The sequence below is a fragment of the Hyphomonas neptunium ATCC 15444 genome, assembly GCF_000013025.1.
GTDB classification, from domain to species: domain Bacteria; phylum Pseudomonadota; class Alphaproteobacteria; order Caulobacterales; family Hyphomonadaceae; genus Hyphomonas; species Hyphomonas neptunia.
In genome coordinates this window covers 3,397,523-3,410,627 of sequence record NC_008358.1, presented here as the reverse complement: position 1 = coordinate 3,410,627, position 13,105 = coordinate 3,397,523, and the positions used below count along the sequence as shown (strand labels likewise).

The window sequence follows — 13,105 nt, the reverse complement described above, 5'->3', positions numbered from 1 at the left end:
CCAAATGGGGCGGGTCATGTTTCGCTTCTTTGAACGCCGTATCGATCCGTTTCCGGAAAATCCCCAAGGCGTTCCGCCGAGCGGGTTCCGGTCATTCCTGTGGTATTACATCCGCCCGGCCGCGCCCTGGCTGATCGCGATGTCGATCTTCACCGCGCTGATTGCGGCCGGCGAGGTGGCGCTGTTCGGCTTTTTGGGCGGGATTGTTGACTGGCTGGCGACGGCGGACCGGGAAGGCTTTCTCCAGCGGGAAGGCGGCACGCTCGCCATTATGGGTATCGTGCTGCTGATCGGCCTGCCACTGGCAACGCTGATACAGGGGCTGATCGTCTATCAGGGCCTGATGGGGAACGTGCCTATGAGCGCGCGCTGGCGGATGCACCGGCAGATGCTGGGCCAGTCGATGGGTTTCTTCGGCAACGAGTTTGCCGGGCGCGTCGCCACCAAGGTGATGCAGACGGCCTTGTCCGTGCGCGAAGTGGTGATGAAGGTGCTCGACGTCTTCGTCTTCGTGATCGTGTACTTCGTTTCGGCCCTCGCGCTGGTGGCGAGTGCGGACTGGCGCCTCACCCTGCCGCTGCTGCTTTGGGCGGTGGTGTATGGCTTTGTGCTGCGCTGGTTTGTGCCGCGTCTGGGCAAGATTGCCGAGGCGCAGGCCGATGCGCGCTCGATCATGACGGGGCGCATTGTTGATTCCTACACGAACATTCAGACGGTGAAACTGTTTGCCCATTCCGGCCGCGAGGAAGAGTATGCCAAGGGCTCGATGGACGGGTTTCTGCAGACGGTTTATCGCCAGATGCGGATGGTCACGGGCTTCAATGTGGTGGTCTATCTCAACAACTCGCTGCTGGTGTTCCTGATCGCGGCAGGCGGCATCTATCTGTGGATGGGTAATCTGGTTGGCGCCGGCGCGGTGGCGGCAGCGGTCGGCCTGGCGCTGCGCATCAAGTCCATGTCGCAATGGATCATGTGGGAAGTGGCGGGCCTCTTCGAAAATATCGGCGTGGTCTATGACGGCATGGCGATGTTGCAGACGCCGGTGGCGGTAACTGATGACCCGGCGGCGGTTGATCTGCCGCGCGTAAAAGGGGAGGTCGTGTTTGAAGATGTGGCCTTCCATTATGGCAAGGGCGCGGGCGTGATCGAGGGGCTGAACCTGGCGATCCGGCCGGGCGAGAAGATCGGCCTTGTCGGCCGCTCGGGCGCGGGCAAGACGACGCTGACGAGCCTTTTACTGCGCTTCTATGATGCCGAGGGCGGGCGCGTTCTGATTGATGGGCAGGACATTTCCAAGGTCACCCAGGATACCCTCCGGGCACAGATCGGCATGGTGACGCAGGATACCTCGCTGCTGCACCGCTCGATCCGGGACAACATCGCCTATGGGCGACCGGACGCCACCGATGATGACATTCGTATTGCCGCCAACAAGGCGGAGGCCATGGCGTTCATCGAGACGCTGGAAGATTCCAAGGGCCGCATCGGGTTTGACGCGCATGTGGGCGAGCGGGGCGTGAAGCTTTCTGGTGGCCAGCGCCAGCGGATCGCGATTGCGCGCATCTTCCTGAAGGACGCGCCGATCCTGATCCTGGACGAGGCAACGTCTGCGCTCGATTCAGAGGTGGAGGCGGCGATCCAGGACAACCTCTTCCGCCTGATGGAAGGCAAGACCGTGCTGGCGATTGCCCACCGGCTTTCCACGATTGCCGAGATGGACCGGCTGATCGTGCTCGATCAGGGGCGCATCGTGGAGCAGGGAACGCATGACGAGCTGGTCGCAGCAGGCGGTCTCTATGCGGAGCTTTGGGCGCGCCAGTCCGGCGGGTTCCTGATCGAGCCTGAGCCGATTGAGAGAGACCTCGCCACGGAGCCGGCAGAGTGAAGCTGACAATTATTGAAACGGGCCTCGCGCCCGCCGCGATCCGCGACCGGTTTCCGAGCTATCCGGAGATGTTTGCGCAGATGTTTGCCGGGGTGGACGCCGGGATCGTGTGCGAGACGGTGTCGCTGGTGAAGGGGGCGGCGTTGCCTGACCCGGCGCGCCTTGAGGCTGTGCTCTACACAGGCTCGCCCGCAGGGGTTTATGATGATGAGCCGTGGATGGCGCCGCTTATGGATTTCATCCGGGCAGGCGCGCAGGCGAAGTGCCCGCAGCTGGGCATCTGCTTCGGGCACCAGGTGATGGCGCAGGCGCTGGGCGGCAACGTGGTCAAGTCTGACAAGGGCTGGGGCGTGGGCGCGCATACGTATGAGATCGCGGCCCTGCCGGGCTGGCGAGGCGGCGCGGCGCCCGCGCAGATGCGCGTGGGTGTGAGCCATCAGGATCAGGTGGTCGCCGTGCCACCGGGCGCGGATGTGATTGCGCATTCGGATTTTACCGAGTTTGCCGGACTTTCCTATGCGGGCTTCCCGGCGATCAGTTTTCAATGCCACCCTGAGTTTGAGGCGGATTTTCTCGCCGCGCTGTATACGGCGCGCCGGGGACAGTCGCTGAGCGAAGATCTGGCCGATGCGGCGGTCGCTTCCCTGCAGGAAGAAAACGACCGCCGGTTTCTGGCGCAGTGGCTTGCCAGCTTCCTTAGGGAAACGGCAGGCCCGGCGAAGGCTTAGCCGCCGAAGCGATAGCGCGCGCCGACGCTGAGGACGGTTTGCGTGTTCTCGATGTTCAGCGTGCCGGGGAAGAGTTGGTTGCTGAGTTCCACGTCATCTGTCGCCCGGTAGACGGCTTCCCCGAAGAGGTCGATCTTGTCGGTGATGGCCCAGCTGGCGCCGCCCTTGATCTGGTAGGCGAGCTTGCCTTCGCTGTCGTCGATGATGCCGACGCCAGACGGGCTGTAATCCACGCTGACATCGGAATAGCCAAGGCCGGCGCCGACATAGGGCTGGATCATGCCGTCGCGGTTGAAGTCGTAATAGATGTTGGCGAAGACGCTGGTGGATTTGAGGTCGCCCTGGCCATCGGCCACGACAGCGCCGACGGTGGCGCCAAGCTGGGTGGGGGAGCCGGTGAGCACGGCGGCGTCGACGCCGTCGATGACCGTTCCGGCGACGTTTACGCCGCTATGGGTGTCCACGTCGGCCTTGCTGTAGACAAGTTCCAGACCGCTGCGGAAGCCGTTTTCATAGAAGCCGCCGAACTCGCCGGCGATGGCGTAGCCATTGTCGAACTCGGTTTCCCAGCCATAGGGGGTTCCGGCTGCGATAGCGGTGCCGAAGGGCAGGGCGGGGGCGCCGTTGCCGGTGGTGAAGGCGCCGGTGGTGCCGGAATTGGAGCTGTCATTCTGGAGGACGTAGCCAGCCGAGCCGCTGACATACCATTCCTGCGCGGTTGCCGGCAGGGCGAGGCTGGCGGCGAACGCACCTGCGAGCGCCAGAGCAGAGTAGAATTTCATGCGTCTATCTCCTGATTTTCAATGGAGATGGGCGGCGGTGGATGCCGGGCGCCCCATCTGATCAGGGAAGTAGAATAAAATATATGGCCTTCAATATTTTATTTCTGAACTTTTCGTGAGAATCACGCGCCGTTCCCCTGCGGCGCGAAATCTGCATTGTGTTGCGTCAGACCCAAGGCTCGTGTTCAACACGCGCCAAACCGTTTCACGGAGAGACACATGTTTCCAAAACCGCTCGCTGACATCGCCCCGAATACGCTTGAATTCGAGGTGCTGCCCCTCGTGAAACCGACCGGCTTCCGGGAGTATGATGCGCGCTGGTGGTTCAACGGGATCGGGCACGCCAAGCCGGCCGAGCTGAACCTGACGGGCGTTCAGGCGCTGGGGCTGGGGATGGCGACGCTGTTCCATGAGCTGGGCGTCAAGCCGACCGTGGTGACGGGGCATGACTATCGCTCGATCAGCCAGCCGATCAAGAATGCGCTGACCCTGGGGTTGATGGCCGGGGGCTGTGAGGTGCTGGATGTGGGCCTGGCGCTCTCGCCGATGGTCTATTGGAGCCAGTTTGAGCTCGACGCGGCGTGCTGCGCGATGGTGACCGCCTCGCATAACGAGAATGGCTGGACGGGCGTGAAGATGGGCGCCGACCGGCCGCTGACCTTCGGGCCGGACGAAATGGGCCGCCTGAAAGAGATTGTCATGGGCGGCAAGTTCGTCACCCGTGAGGGCGGCACGCACCGCCGCATCGACGGTATCCGCGAGAAATATATCAAGGCTGTGGTGGGCGACACGAAGCTGACGCGCAAGCTGAAGGTGGTGGCTGCCTGTGGCAATGGCACGGCAGGCGCCTTTGCGGGCGACGTGCTGCGCGCGATTGGCGCGGACGTGATCGAGATGGATTGCAATCTCGATATGACCTTCCCGAAATACAATCCGAACCCGGAAGATCAGGAAATGCTGCATGCCATGGCGGTGACCGTCAAGGAAACCGGGGCGGATCTGGCGCTCGGCTTTGACGGGGACGGGGACCGGTGCGGCGTAGTCGACAATAACGGCGAGGAAATCTACGCCGACAAGATTGGCCTGATGCTGGCACGCGACCTGTCGAAGAATTTTGCCAACGCGAAATTTGTGGTCGATGTGAAATCGACCGGCCTCTACAAGACCGACCCGGTGCTGAAGGCCAACGGCGCGACGGTGGATTATTACAAGACCGGCCACTCCTACATCAAGCGCCGCACAAATGAGCTCGGCGCGCTGGCGGGGTTTGAAAAGTCCGGCCACTTCTTCTTCCGGCCGCCGATTGGGCTGGGCTATGATGATGGGCTGATTGCGGCCAAGGCGATCCTCGAAATGCTGGACCGCAACCCCGGCAAGACGATGGCGGACCTGAATGGCGAGCTGGGCGTCGCCTACACCTCGCTGACCATGGCGGCCCATTGCGGCGACGAGGTGAAATATGATGTCGTTGACAAGATGGTTGCCGAATATCAGGGCCTCGATGGCACGATGATCCTGGGGCGGAAGGTCGTGGAAGTGAATACGGTCAACGGCGCGCGGGTGACGCTTGAGGATGGCTCCTGGGTGCTGGTGCGGGCCTCTTCAAACAAGCCCGAACTGGTGGTCGTGGTGGAATCCATGAGCAGCGAAGCCGACATGAAGGACCTCTTCCATAAGGAAGTGAAACCGCGCCTCGGCAAGCATGCCGAAGTGGGCAAATACAATCAGGAAATCTGAAGCCGGGAAATCTGAGCTTTGCGGCCGGTCAAGATCTGACCGGCCCATACTCGGCCGCCGCGGCGTCGTCGAGTTCAACGGCGCGCAATGCGGCCGGGCGGGCGCGGATGCGCTTGATATAGGCCTCCACTTCCGGCGTGGCGGGCACGGACCCGAACTCGATGGCCCAGCCGATATGCGACCCGGCATAGACATCGAGCGCAGAGAATTTTTCCCCCAGCATGTAGCCGTCTTCCGGGACCAGGCTGAGCAGAACATCCAGCGCCCGGTCAAACGTGCCATAGCCTGCCATGCGGGACTGTTCTGCCGTCACATTGACGCCCAGAGCGGCGTTCACATTGGCCTGTTCCCAGGGGCCGGCGGCAAACATCATCCAGCGATAATAGTCTGCCCGCCCGGCCGGAGGCGGAGCGAGGCCGGCTTCCGGAAACGCATCGGCAAGATAAAGACAGATGGCGCCACACTCGGTCACCACATGGCCGTTGTGCACAATGGCGGGCACCTTGCGCATGGGATTTATGGCCGCGTAGGCCGGGCTGTTCATTTCCTCACCATAGCGCAGGAAGCGGGTTTCATACGGCGCGCCGGCTTCCTCCAGCATCCAGCGGATAATCCGGCCGCGCGACATGGGATTGGTGTAGAAAACGAGACTCATGCGACGCTCCGATTGTTCACGGTCTGATCCTGTTGTGCCAGATCTTTTCCGTCAACCCATCTTTCGCTGCGGCAATCTCCTCTTGATTCTGCTGCCTAAAAAATGCACCCCGCGAGCATCTGCCTCGCTTCAAGAGTGTTGAGGGAATCCCATGCGTGTTGCGATCATCGGTACGGGCTATGTTGGCCTGGTTTCGGGCGCCTGTTTTGCCGATTTCGGCCATACGGTCACCTGCGTCGACAAGGACGCTGCCAAAATCGAGAAGTTGAAGAATGGCATCATGCCGATCTTCGAGCCTGGTCTCGAAAGCCTGGTTGCGAAGAATGTGAAAGAGGAGCGTCTCTTCTTCACGACGGAGGCGCGCGAAGCGATCCAGGATGCCGATGCGGTGTTTATCGCCGTGGGCACCCCCTCCCGGCGGGGCGACGGGCATGCCGACCTCTCCTATGTGTACGGCGCTGCCGAAGAGATTGCCCAGCTGATGGACGGGTTCACAGTCGTTGTCACCAAATCGACTGTGCCGGTGGGCACCGGAGACGAGGTAGAGGAAATCATCCGCAAGACCCGGCCCGACGCTGACTTTGCGGTGGTTTCAAATCCCGAATTCCTGCGGGAAGGCGCGGCGATCAAGGACTTCAAGATCCCTGACCGTGTGGTTGTCGGCACTGATGATGAGCGCGCGCGCGATGTCATGCGCGAGCTTTACCGGCCGCTTTTCCTCAATGAGACGCCGATCCTGTTCACCTCACGGCGCACGTCCGAGCTGATCAAATATGCGGCTAACGCCTTCCTCGCGGTGAAAATCACCTTCATCAACGAGATGGCCGATTTGTGCGAAAAGGTCGGTGCCAACGTTCAGGAGGTCTCCCGCGGGATTGGCCTGGATGGCCGCATCGGCGCGAAATTCCTCAATGCCGGTCCGGGCTATGGCGGCTCGTGTTTCCCGAAAGACACCCTCGCCCTGACCAAGACGGCGAATGACTATGGTAGCCCCGTGCGCATTGTGGACACGGTGATCGAGGTCAACGCAGACCGCAAGAAAGCCATGGCAGACAAGGTCATCGCCGCGATGGGCGGGAGTGTGACCGGCAAGACGATCGGCGTGCTCGGCCTCGCCTTCAAACAGAATACGGACGATATGCGCGACGCGCCATCTCTGGATATTCTGCCCGCGCTGCAGGCAGCCGGGGCGCGGGTTGTCGCGTATGACCCTGAAGCAATGAAGGAAGCGGCGCATCTGCTGAAAGACATCGAGTTTGTCGACAGCCCCTATAAGGCCGTCGACGGGGCGGACGCGATGGTCATCATTACCGAATGGGATCAGTTTCGCGCGCTTGACCTCAACCGCCTCAAAACCGCGATGAAGGGCAATGTCGTCGTCGACCTGCGTAACATCTACCACCCCGACGATCTGGCCAAACATGGCTTTGCCTATACCTCCATCGGCCGGCCTGCCGTATAGTCCTCCCCAAGCAGCGCATCAGGAAGCAAGCTCATGAAGTTCTTCGTCGACACCGCCGACACCCAAGACATTGCCGACCTTGCCGCCACGGGTCTGATTGACGGGGTGACCACCAATCCCTCGCTGATCGCAAAGTCTGGCCGCCCGTTTGCCGAGGTGATTGCTGAAATCTGCGCCCTCACGGACGGGCCGGTGAGCGCCGAAGTTGTGGCGATCGATTTTGACGGCATGATGCGCGAGGGCCGAAAGCTGGCCAAGATTGCAGACAATGTCACCGTCAAGCTGCCCTTGACGCTTGAGGGGCTGAAGGCCTGCAAGGCGCTGACCTCTGATGGCATTGATGTGAACGTCACGCTCTGCTTCTCGGCCAATCAGGCGTTGCTGGCGGCCAAGGCGGGCGCAACCTTCATTTCGCCGTTCATCGGGCGCCTCGACGATATTCACATCGACGGTATGGAGCTGATCCAGGAGATCCGCCAGATCTATGACAATTACATGTTCGAGACGGAAATCCTTGCCGCCTCGATCCGTAGCCCCAACCATGTGCGGCTCTGCGCGCTGGCCGGCGCGGACGTGATGACGGCGCCGCCGGCAGTGATCCGTAGTCTTGTCAGCCATCCGTTGACGGATAAAGGTCTTGAGACCTTCCTTGCGGACGCGAAGAAGGCCGGCATCGAGGTCTGATCCCTATGGCGGAGGCAGAAGGCCCGCGCGGCCGTGTCCTGATCATTGCCGGCTCCGATTCCGGGGGCGGGGCGGGCATTCAAGCCGACATCAAGACCGTGACGATGCTGGGCGGCTTCGCGATGACGGCGGTGACCGCCATCACGGTGCAGGACACGACCGGCGTGCATGGCGTGTGGCCTGTGCCGGTCGAGACCGTGACCGCGCAGATGCAGGTGACGCTGGCTGACATTGGCGCTGATGCGATCAAGACCGGCATGCTGGGCACCGCGCCGCTGGTCGAGGCGGTGGCGGAAATGCTGGAGGCGCGCGCGTTCGGGATTTCGCGCGTCATTGATCCGGTGATGATTTCGACCTCCGGGCACAGGCTCGTGGACGAGCGGGCGATCGGCGCGATCCGCGCGGAGCTGGTGCCGCGCGCGCGCCTGGTGACGCCGAATGCGCCGGAGGCTGAAGTGCTTACGGGCAAGGCGGTCGATACGCTCGACGGCCAGCGCCGGGCGGCAGAGCGGCTGCTGGAGCTGGGCGCCCATGGCGCGCTGGTGAAGGGCGGGCATGTGGGCGGCTCAATGATTCACGACGTGTTGCAGACGACGACCGGCGAGTGGATTTTCGAGGGGCCGCGCATCGATACGCAGGCAACCCATGGCACGGGCTGCACGCTGGCCTCGGCAATTGCCGCGCTGTTGGCGCAAGGGGTGAGCCTGCCCGAAGCAATCGAGCGGGCGCGGGCGTATCTGTTTGGCGCGATCCAGAATGCACAGGGGTTTGGCAAGGGCCATCACCCGGTCAATCATGGCTGGACGCTGAAGGCGGATGATTAGCCAGGCTTAACGGCCCTGCAGAAAACTTCATTTTACGCTGCCGGTGGGCCATGCCAGAGAAGGGCTCGCTTCAGCGGAGCCGGTTACATGCCCACTTATCCCTTCTATCAGGTCGATGCGTTCGCCAACCAGCCCTTTGAGGGCAATCAGGCCTGCGTCATGCCGATGGAGGCGTTTCTGCCCGATGACATACTGCTGAAAATCGCGGCGGAGAACAATGTGGCCGAGACAGCCTATCTTGTTCCGCAGGCGGATGGGGTTTGGGCGCTGCGCTGGTTCACGCCGGCGGTGGAGGTGCCACTGTGCGGACATGCGACGCTGGCCTCGGCGCATGTCCTGTTTGATGCGGGTGGGTATGACGCCGACATCCTTCATTTCGATACAGTTCAGTCCGGGCGGCTGAGCGTGCGGCGTCTGGACGATGGCCGGCTGGAGATGGATTTTCCTTCCGCGCCGATCCGGCCTGTTCCGGTGACGGACGAGATTGTGGCAGCGCTGGGCGCGCGCCCGCTGGAGGCCTGGGGCGGCATGTTTTATGCCGCGCGGTTTGACAGCCCGGATGCGGTGAAACAGCTGAGCCCTGATCTGAAGGCACTTAAAGCGCTGGGCGCCGAAGGGGGCGGCTGGGACCGGGGCAATTTTGGTTGCTTTGCGCTGGGCGGGGACGGGGTGGAGGTGACCAGCCGGTTCTTTGCGCCGGGTTCGGGCATTGATGAAGACCCGGCGACCGGCAGCTGGCACACAATGCTGTCGCGTATTCTGGGTACGCATTTTGATCTGCCTGAAGCGGCCTGTTGGCAGGCTTATCCTGGGCGGGGCGCGCGCGTGGATGTGCGCCTGGAGGGCGACCGGGTAAAGTTGGTCGGCCGGGCGGTGACGGTCATTGAGGGGCAGTTCCGGCTTTAGACCCGGGGCTTCAAGCGGGCACTTCCTTGCCGGCCCAGTCGAAGCATTTGCCGCTGTCTTCCGGAGTGAGATTACCGATGACATCCAGCAGGTAGCCGGCCGATTGGTCCGGGGTGAACAGCTTGCCTTCGGAGACGCCGGACTGGAAGGGCCTGGAGAGGCCGGTATCCACCGTGCCCGGATGAAGGCCAACACAGATCGCGCCGGGCGCGCGTCTTGCCTGCTCGATGGCGTAGTTGCGGATCAGCATGTTGAGGGCGGCTTTGGAGGCGCGGTAGGCGTGCCAGCCGCCGAGGCGGTTGTCCGTTATAGACCCGACGCGGGCGGAGAGGGCAGCAAACACGCCGCGCTCCTTCTTCGGCATAAGCGGCAGCATGTGTTTGGCGATAAGGCCGGGCGCAAAGGTGTTGGCCTCGAACACGCGCTGGAAGTTTTCGAGCAAATGATGGCGATAGGTTTTTTCCGGCTGCAGCGCGTCGCCATCGGAGAGGAGGCCGCTGGCTACGATGGCGAGGCAGAGTGGCCCGGCTGCCGCGATTTCCTCGGCAAGGGCGGCGAGGTCTGCCGCATCGAGAAAGTCGGCCTGCCGGGCCTGCGCGCCCTCATGGGCGGCGCCGCTGCGGGAGATGGCGAAGACGTGCGTGTAGCCGCCGCGCGCGAGCAGCGCGCTGACCAGGGCGCGGCCAATACCGCCGGAACTGCCGAAAACTGCTGCGATCATGATGGGCAGCGAGATAAGGCGCACAGGGCGGAGGGAAAGGGGAAATGGTGCCGCTTAGGTGACTTGAACACCTGACCCCATCATTACGAATGATGTGCTCTACCAGCTGAGCTAAAGCGGCATGCCGTTTCGGCAGGCCCCGCATATACTGGCAGGGCCCTTGGCATGCAAGCCGGTTTTGGCTTCGGTGTCAGTCCTCGTCCGGGGCGTAATCCAGCGGCTGGGTCAGCGGGCCCTGCGGGGGTTTGGGGGCGCTGAGGGGGCCGTCTTCGGGCTGGTGCGCCAGGGCCAGCACGCGGCCTGCTTCCAGTTCGCGGCCATAGCTTTCATAGCGCGGATGGATCAGCTCGCCGACATCGCCAAAGGCATAGACGAGGCGGGCCCAGCCCTGACGGTCATAGTCAAAGGCGCCGCCCTTGGGGTCGATGTCTGACCAGTCGGCCTCGCGGGAAGCAGAAACCGCCATGCGGCCCCAGCGCTGGGCTTCGCCCAGATCGCCATAGCCCTTGAGGGCGCGTTCCATGAGTAGGCAGAGGCGGGCGGTGGGGTTTTCTTCAACCAGCAGGGCGAGCGTCTTGATGGCCTCGACCCAATCGGCGGAGTCCATCGACAGCTCAGCGGCAAGGATGCGGCTCTCGCGATGGCTCGGGTGAGCGTCCACAAGTGCCTTGAGCCGTGCGGCGATGTTCTCGCGGGTGTCCTGTGGCACGAGGCGGCGGGAGAGCTGGGCGAGAGCGGGGTGGGGCCGGGCTTTCCAGCCAAGCTCCAAAACGCCTTGCGCCGCTTTCGCCTTGCCATCGACCATCAGGAACCGGGCGCCATGATACGCGGCGGGAGGGAAGTCCGGGGCAGAGCGAATGGCATCGGCCAGGGATTTCTGGGCGGCGGGTTTTTCCGCGATAGGCAGGTTTACAGCGCGCGCGGTGAAGAGCACGGCGCGGCGACGTTTGAGGTTGATACCTTCGACGAGGCCGCGCTTCTCGCCCATGGCGAGGGTATCGAGCGCCTTGTCCCAGTCGCCCTTGGCGACCTGGATGTCGAACAGGGAGTTGAACGGCCAGTCTGCGTCGGAGCGCAGTTCAAGGGCTTCGCGGGCGCGGGTTTCGGCCGTGAGGGGGTCGCCGCGTTCGGAGGCGGCGGTGGCGGAGCCGCGCAGGCCGGCAAGCTGTCCGCCCGGCAGACGGGTGAGCAGGCCCCAGGCGCGCTCGGCGCCGGCCCAGTCATCATTGGCCTCGGCGGCGCGCGCTTCCAGCAGCAGCTTCAGGCGCTCATCTTCCGCGTGGCGCATGGATTTCCTGGCGAGGCGAAGCGCGGCTTTGGAATCGCCGCCTTCTGCCGCCAGCAAGCCTTCAGCGAGCGCGGCATTGGCCTTGCGGGCGCGGGAGAGGCGCTGGGCCTTGGAGATGCGCCCCGGCAGCACAAGGATGCCGGTTGCCAGCCACCAGGCGAGCGCAATCAGGCCACCAAACACCAGCAGCAGGATCGCCGCCACGCCGGCGCGGACCGAAACAATCTCCTGACCCACAGGGAAAGTGACTTCACCGGGCAGGCTGAAGGCCCACCAGGCCAGCACTGCGCCGATGGAAATCAGCAGAAGGACGAAAATGAAAAGAAAAAACCGGCTCATTCTTCTTAGTTCTCCGGCTCGACCAGGCTCAGCCTGACATCTTCGAGCACCGCCTCCAGCGTGATGCGGCGGTTTGCTTCGCGGGTCCAGTCCTGCGCCGCGCGGGCGGCAGTGCCGTCGAGGGTTGAGAGGGCTTTGACGCTGGCTGGCAAGTCTCCGGCGGCAAGCGCCTTGGCCGAAGTGTCCAGCGCGGCCGTGACCGGGTTCTCGCGCTTGTTGGCGGGGCGCACGGTGACGGCGTCTCCAAAAACACGATTGAGCCAGGAAAGCTGACTCTGCGGTGTTTCGGCGGCCGCGTCGGCCTTGCCGGCAGCTGTGACAGCCGTTCGCATGGTGGCAAAGTCTGCCTGCAGTTTCGAAGTTGTCGGCACGCCGGTGATGTAGGGGGAAAGGCGCCGCACGGTCTGGTTTGAGGGCGCCGCAGCGCGCAGCGTGCGGTAATCCGCCTCAAAGCCTGTACCCCGGCGGGCGGCGCTTTCGATGGCTGAGAGGGCGAGGGCGGCCTCTGCCTGACGGTCCTCTTCCGGTTCAGCCACTGGTTCCGGAGGCGCCACTGGTGTTGCCGCCGCAGTAGCAGCGGCTTCTTCCATCGCGGCGAGGCGCGCTTCCAGAGCGGTGATCGTGCGCAGGGCTTCGGCCGGTGTGGCGCCTTCGCCGGGCTCTATGCTTTCCAGCGCGTCGATCCGGGCAGCGAGCGTTTCGACGGCGGGGATTCCTGCGCCGCTGGCCAGCAGTTCGTTGAGTTTTCTGGAATTGGCGCTGACGTCACCGATCAGGCCAGAAAGTTCATCAGAGGCTTCGGGCATTTCACTGATGAGGCGCTCGAACTCCGCTTGCTGCGCTTCAAGACCGGCAACCTGGGCTTCCAGAGCTGCAGTTTTGCCGGGCAGGATCATGTCGTGCCCGAAGATGCCGCCAGCGGCGCCCGCAAGGGCCGCGAGGCCAGCGGCAAGCGCAACCCCGCCCCAGCCGGGGCTGCCGGAGCTCGACTTTGCGGGCACGGGGTCGGGCGCCGGCTCGAAATGAGCGTCGATCGGCTCGCCGGGCGGTTCCTGACCGGGTGGGGGAGTATCTGTCATGTCGCCTTCGGTGGT

12 protein-coding genes and 1 tRNA gene are annotated in these 13,105 nt (G+C 63.3%); 7 read left to right on the top strand and 6 right to left on the bottom strand.

Annotation, left to right across the window (positions count from 1 at the left end; all coding sequences use genetic code 11):
- Positions 1 to 16 precede the first annotated feature (16 nt).
- Positions 17 to 1,885 (top strand): ABC transporter ATP-binding protein, encoded by a 1,869-nt coding sequence (locus tag HNE_RS16030; RefSeq protein ID WP_011648210.1) that lies wholly within the window; start codon positions 17 to 19, stop codon positions 1,883 to 1,885.
- Positions 1,882 to 2,613, top strand: coding sequence for a type 1 glutamine amidotransferase (locus HNE_RS16025; protein ID WP_011648209.1), 732 nt, complete (start codon positions 1,882 to 1,884; stop codon positions 2,611 to 2,613). The genes HNE_RS16030 and HNE_RS16025 overlap by 4 nt, the downstream gene beginning before the upstream one ends.
- On the opposite strand, the gene HNE_RS16020 is transcribed toward HNE_RS16025, so the two are convergent.
- The gene (locus tag HNE_RS16020) at positions 2,610 to 3,395 is read right to left on the bottom strand and encodes a P44/Msp2 family outer membrane protein (RefSeq protein WP_011648208.1); all 786 of its coding nucleotides are present in this window, start codon (positions 3,393 to 3,395) and stop codon (positions 2,610 to 2,612) included. The genes HNE_RS16025 and HNE_RS16020 overlap by 4 nt on opposite strands.
- 219 nt (positions 3,396 to 3,614) lie before the next feature.
- Here HNE_RS16020 and HNE_RS16015 point away from each other — a divergent pair, with 219 nt between their 5' ends.
- Entirely contained in the window at positions 3,615 to 5,132 is a 1,518-nt protein-coding gene (locus HNE_RS16015) for a phosphomannomutase/phosphoglucomutase (protein WP_011648207.1), read from the top strand.
- A 28-nt stretch (positions 5,133 to 5,160) separates the two neighbouring features.
- On the opposite strand, the gene HNE_RS16010 is transcribed toward HNE_RS16015, so the two are convergent.
- Positions 5,161 to 5,787, bottom strand: a complete 627-nt coding sequence (locus HNE_RS16010; RefSeq protein WP_011648206.1) for a glutathione S-transferase family protein — start codon at positions 5,785 to 5,787, stop codon at positions 5,161 to 5,163.
- 151 nt (positions 5,788 to 5,938) lie between these two features.
- Here HNE_RS16010 and HNE_RS16005 point away from each other — a divergent pair, with 151 nt between their 5' ends.
- From HNE_RS16005 to HNE_RS15990, 4 genes are all read left to right on the top strand, one after another.
- Positions 5,939 to 7,249: a UDP-glucose dehydrogenase family protein gene (locus HNE_RS16005; RefSeq protein WP_011648205.1), complete on the top strand. Its 1,311-nt coding sequence runs from the start codon at positions 5,939 to 5,941 to the stop codon at positions 7,247 to 7,249.
- Positions 7,250 to 7,282: 33 nt separating this feature from the next.
- A complete protein-coding gene (gene fsa / locus HNE_RS16000) occupies positions 7,283 to 7,933 on the top strand; it encodes a fructose-6-phosphate aldolase (RefSeq protein ID WP_011648204.1) in 651 nt (216 codons plus the stop codon).
- 5 nt (positions 7,934 to 7,938) lie between these two features.
- Entirely contained in the window at positions 7,939 to 8,757 is an 819-nt protein-coding gene (gene thiD, locus HNE_RS15995; protein ID WP_011648203.1) for a bifunctional hydroxymethylpyrimidine kinase/phosphomethylpyrimidine kinase, read from the top strand.
- 87 nt (positions 8,758 to 8,844) lie between these two features.
- Positions 8,845 to 9,663, top strand: a complete 819-nt coding sequence (locus HNE_RS15990) for a PhzF family phenazine biosynthesis protein (protein WP_011648202.1) — start codon at positions 8,845 to 8,847, stop codon at positions 9,661 to 9,663.
- 10 nt (positions 9,664 to 9,673) lie between these two features.
- Here the strand turns inward: HNE_RS15990 and HNE_RS15985 are convergent, their stop codons facing one another.
- From HNE_RS15985 to HNE_RS15970, 4 genes are all read right to left on the bottom strand, one after another.
- Positions 9,674 to 10,384 carry an SDR family NAD(P)-dependent oxidoreductase gene (locus tag HNE_RS15985; protein ID WP_011648201.1) on the bottom strand — a complete coding sequence of 237 codons (711 nt, stop codon included), beginning with the start codon at positions 10,382 to 10,384 and terminating at the stop codon, positions 9,674 to 9,676.
- A gap of 45 nt (positions 10,385 to 10,429) precedes the next feature.
- A tRNA-Thr gene (locus HNE_RS15980) sits at positions 10,430 to 10,505 on the bottom strand.
- A 69-nt stretch (positions 10,506 to 10,574) separates the two neighbouring features.
- Positions 10,575 to 12,011, bottom strand: a complete 1,437-nt coding sequence (locus tag HNE_RS15975; RefSeq protein ID WP_011648200.1) for a heme biosynthesis protein HemY — start codon at positions 12,009 to 12,011, stop codon at positions 10,575 to 10,577.
- Between the two features lie 5 nt (positions 12,012 to 12,016).
- Positions 12,017 to 13,090, bottom strand: a complete 1,074-nt coding sequence (locus HNE_RS15970; protein WP_011648199.1) for a COG4223 family protein — start codon at positions 13,088 to 13,090, stop codon at positions 12,017 to 12,019.
- Between the last annotated feature and the right edge of the window lie 15 nt (positions 13,091 to 13,105).

Coding starts and splice junctions, on each gene's coding strand:
- HNE_RS16030 (WP_011648210.1), top strand. CDS start 17: ATGTTTCGCTTCTTTGAACGCCGTATCGATCCGTTTCCGGAAAATCCC.
- HNE_RS16020 (WP_011648208.1), bottom strand. CDS start 3,395: ATGAAATTCTACTCTGCTCTGGCGCTCGCAGGTGCGTTCGCCGCCAGC.
- HNE_RS16015 (WP_011648207.1), top strand. CDS start 3,615: ATGTTTCCAAAACCGCTCGCTGACATCGCCCCGAATACGCTTGAATTC.
- HNE_RS16010 (WP_011648206.1), bottom strand. CDS start 5,787: ATGAGTCTCGTTTTCTACACCAATCCCATGTCGCGCGGCCGGATTATC.
- HNE_RS16005 (WP_011648205.1), top strand. CDS start 5,939: ATGCGTGTTGCGATCATCGGTACGGGCTATGTTGGCCTGGTTTCGGGC.
- fsa (WP_011648204.1), top strand. CDS start 7,283: ATGAAGTTCTTCGTCGACACCGCCGACACCCAAGACATTGCCGACCTT.
- thiD (WP_011648203.1), top strand. CDS start 7,939: ATGGCGGAGGCAGAAGGCCCGCGCGGCCGTGTCCTGATCATTGCCGGC.
- HNE_RS15990 (WP_011648202.1), top strand. CDS start 8,845: ATGCCCACTTATCCCTTCTATCAGGTCGATGCGTTCGCCAACCAGCCC.
- HNE_RS15985 (WP_011648201.1), bottom strand. CDS start 10,384: ATGATCGCAGCAGTTTTCGGCAGTTCCGGCGGTATTGGCCGCGCCCTG.
- HNE_RS15975 (WP_011648200.1), bottom strand. CDS start 12,011: ATGAGCCGGTTTTTTCTTTTCATTTTCGTCCTTCTGCTGATTTCCATC.
- HNE_RS15970 (WP_011648199.1), bottom strand. CDS start 13,090: ATGACAGATACTCCCCCACCCGGTCAGGAACCGCCCGGCGAGCCGATC.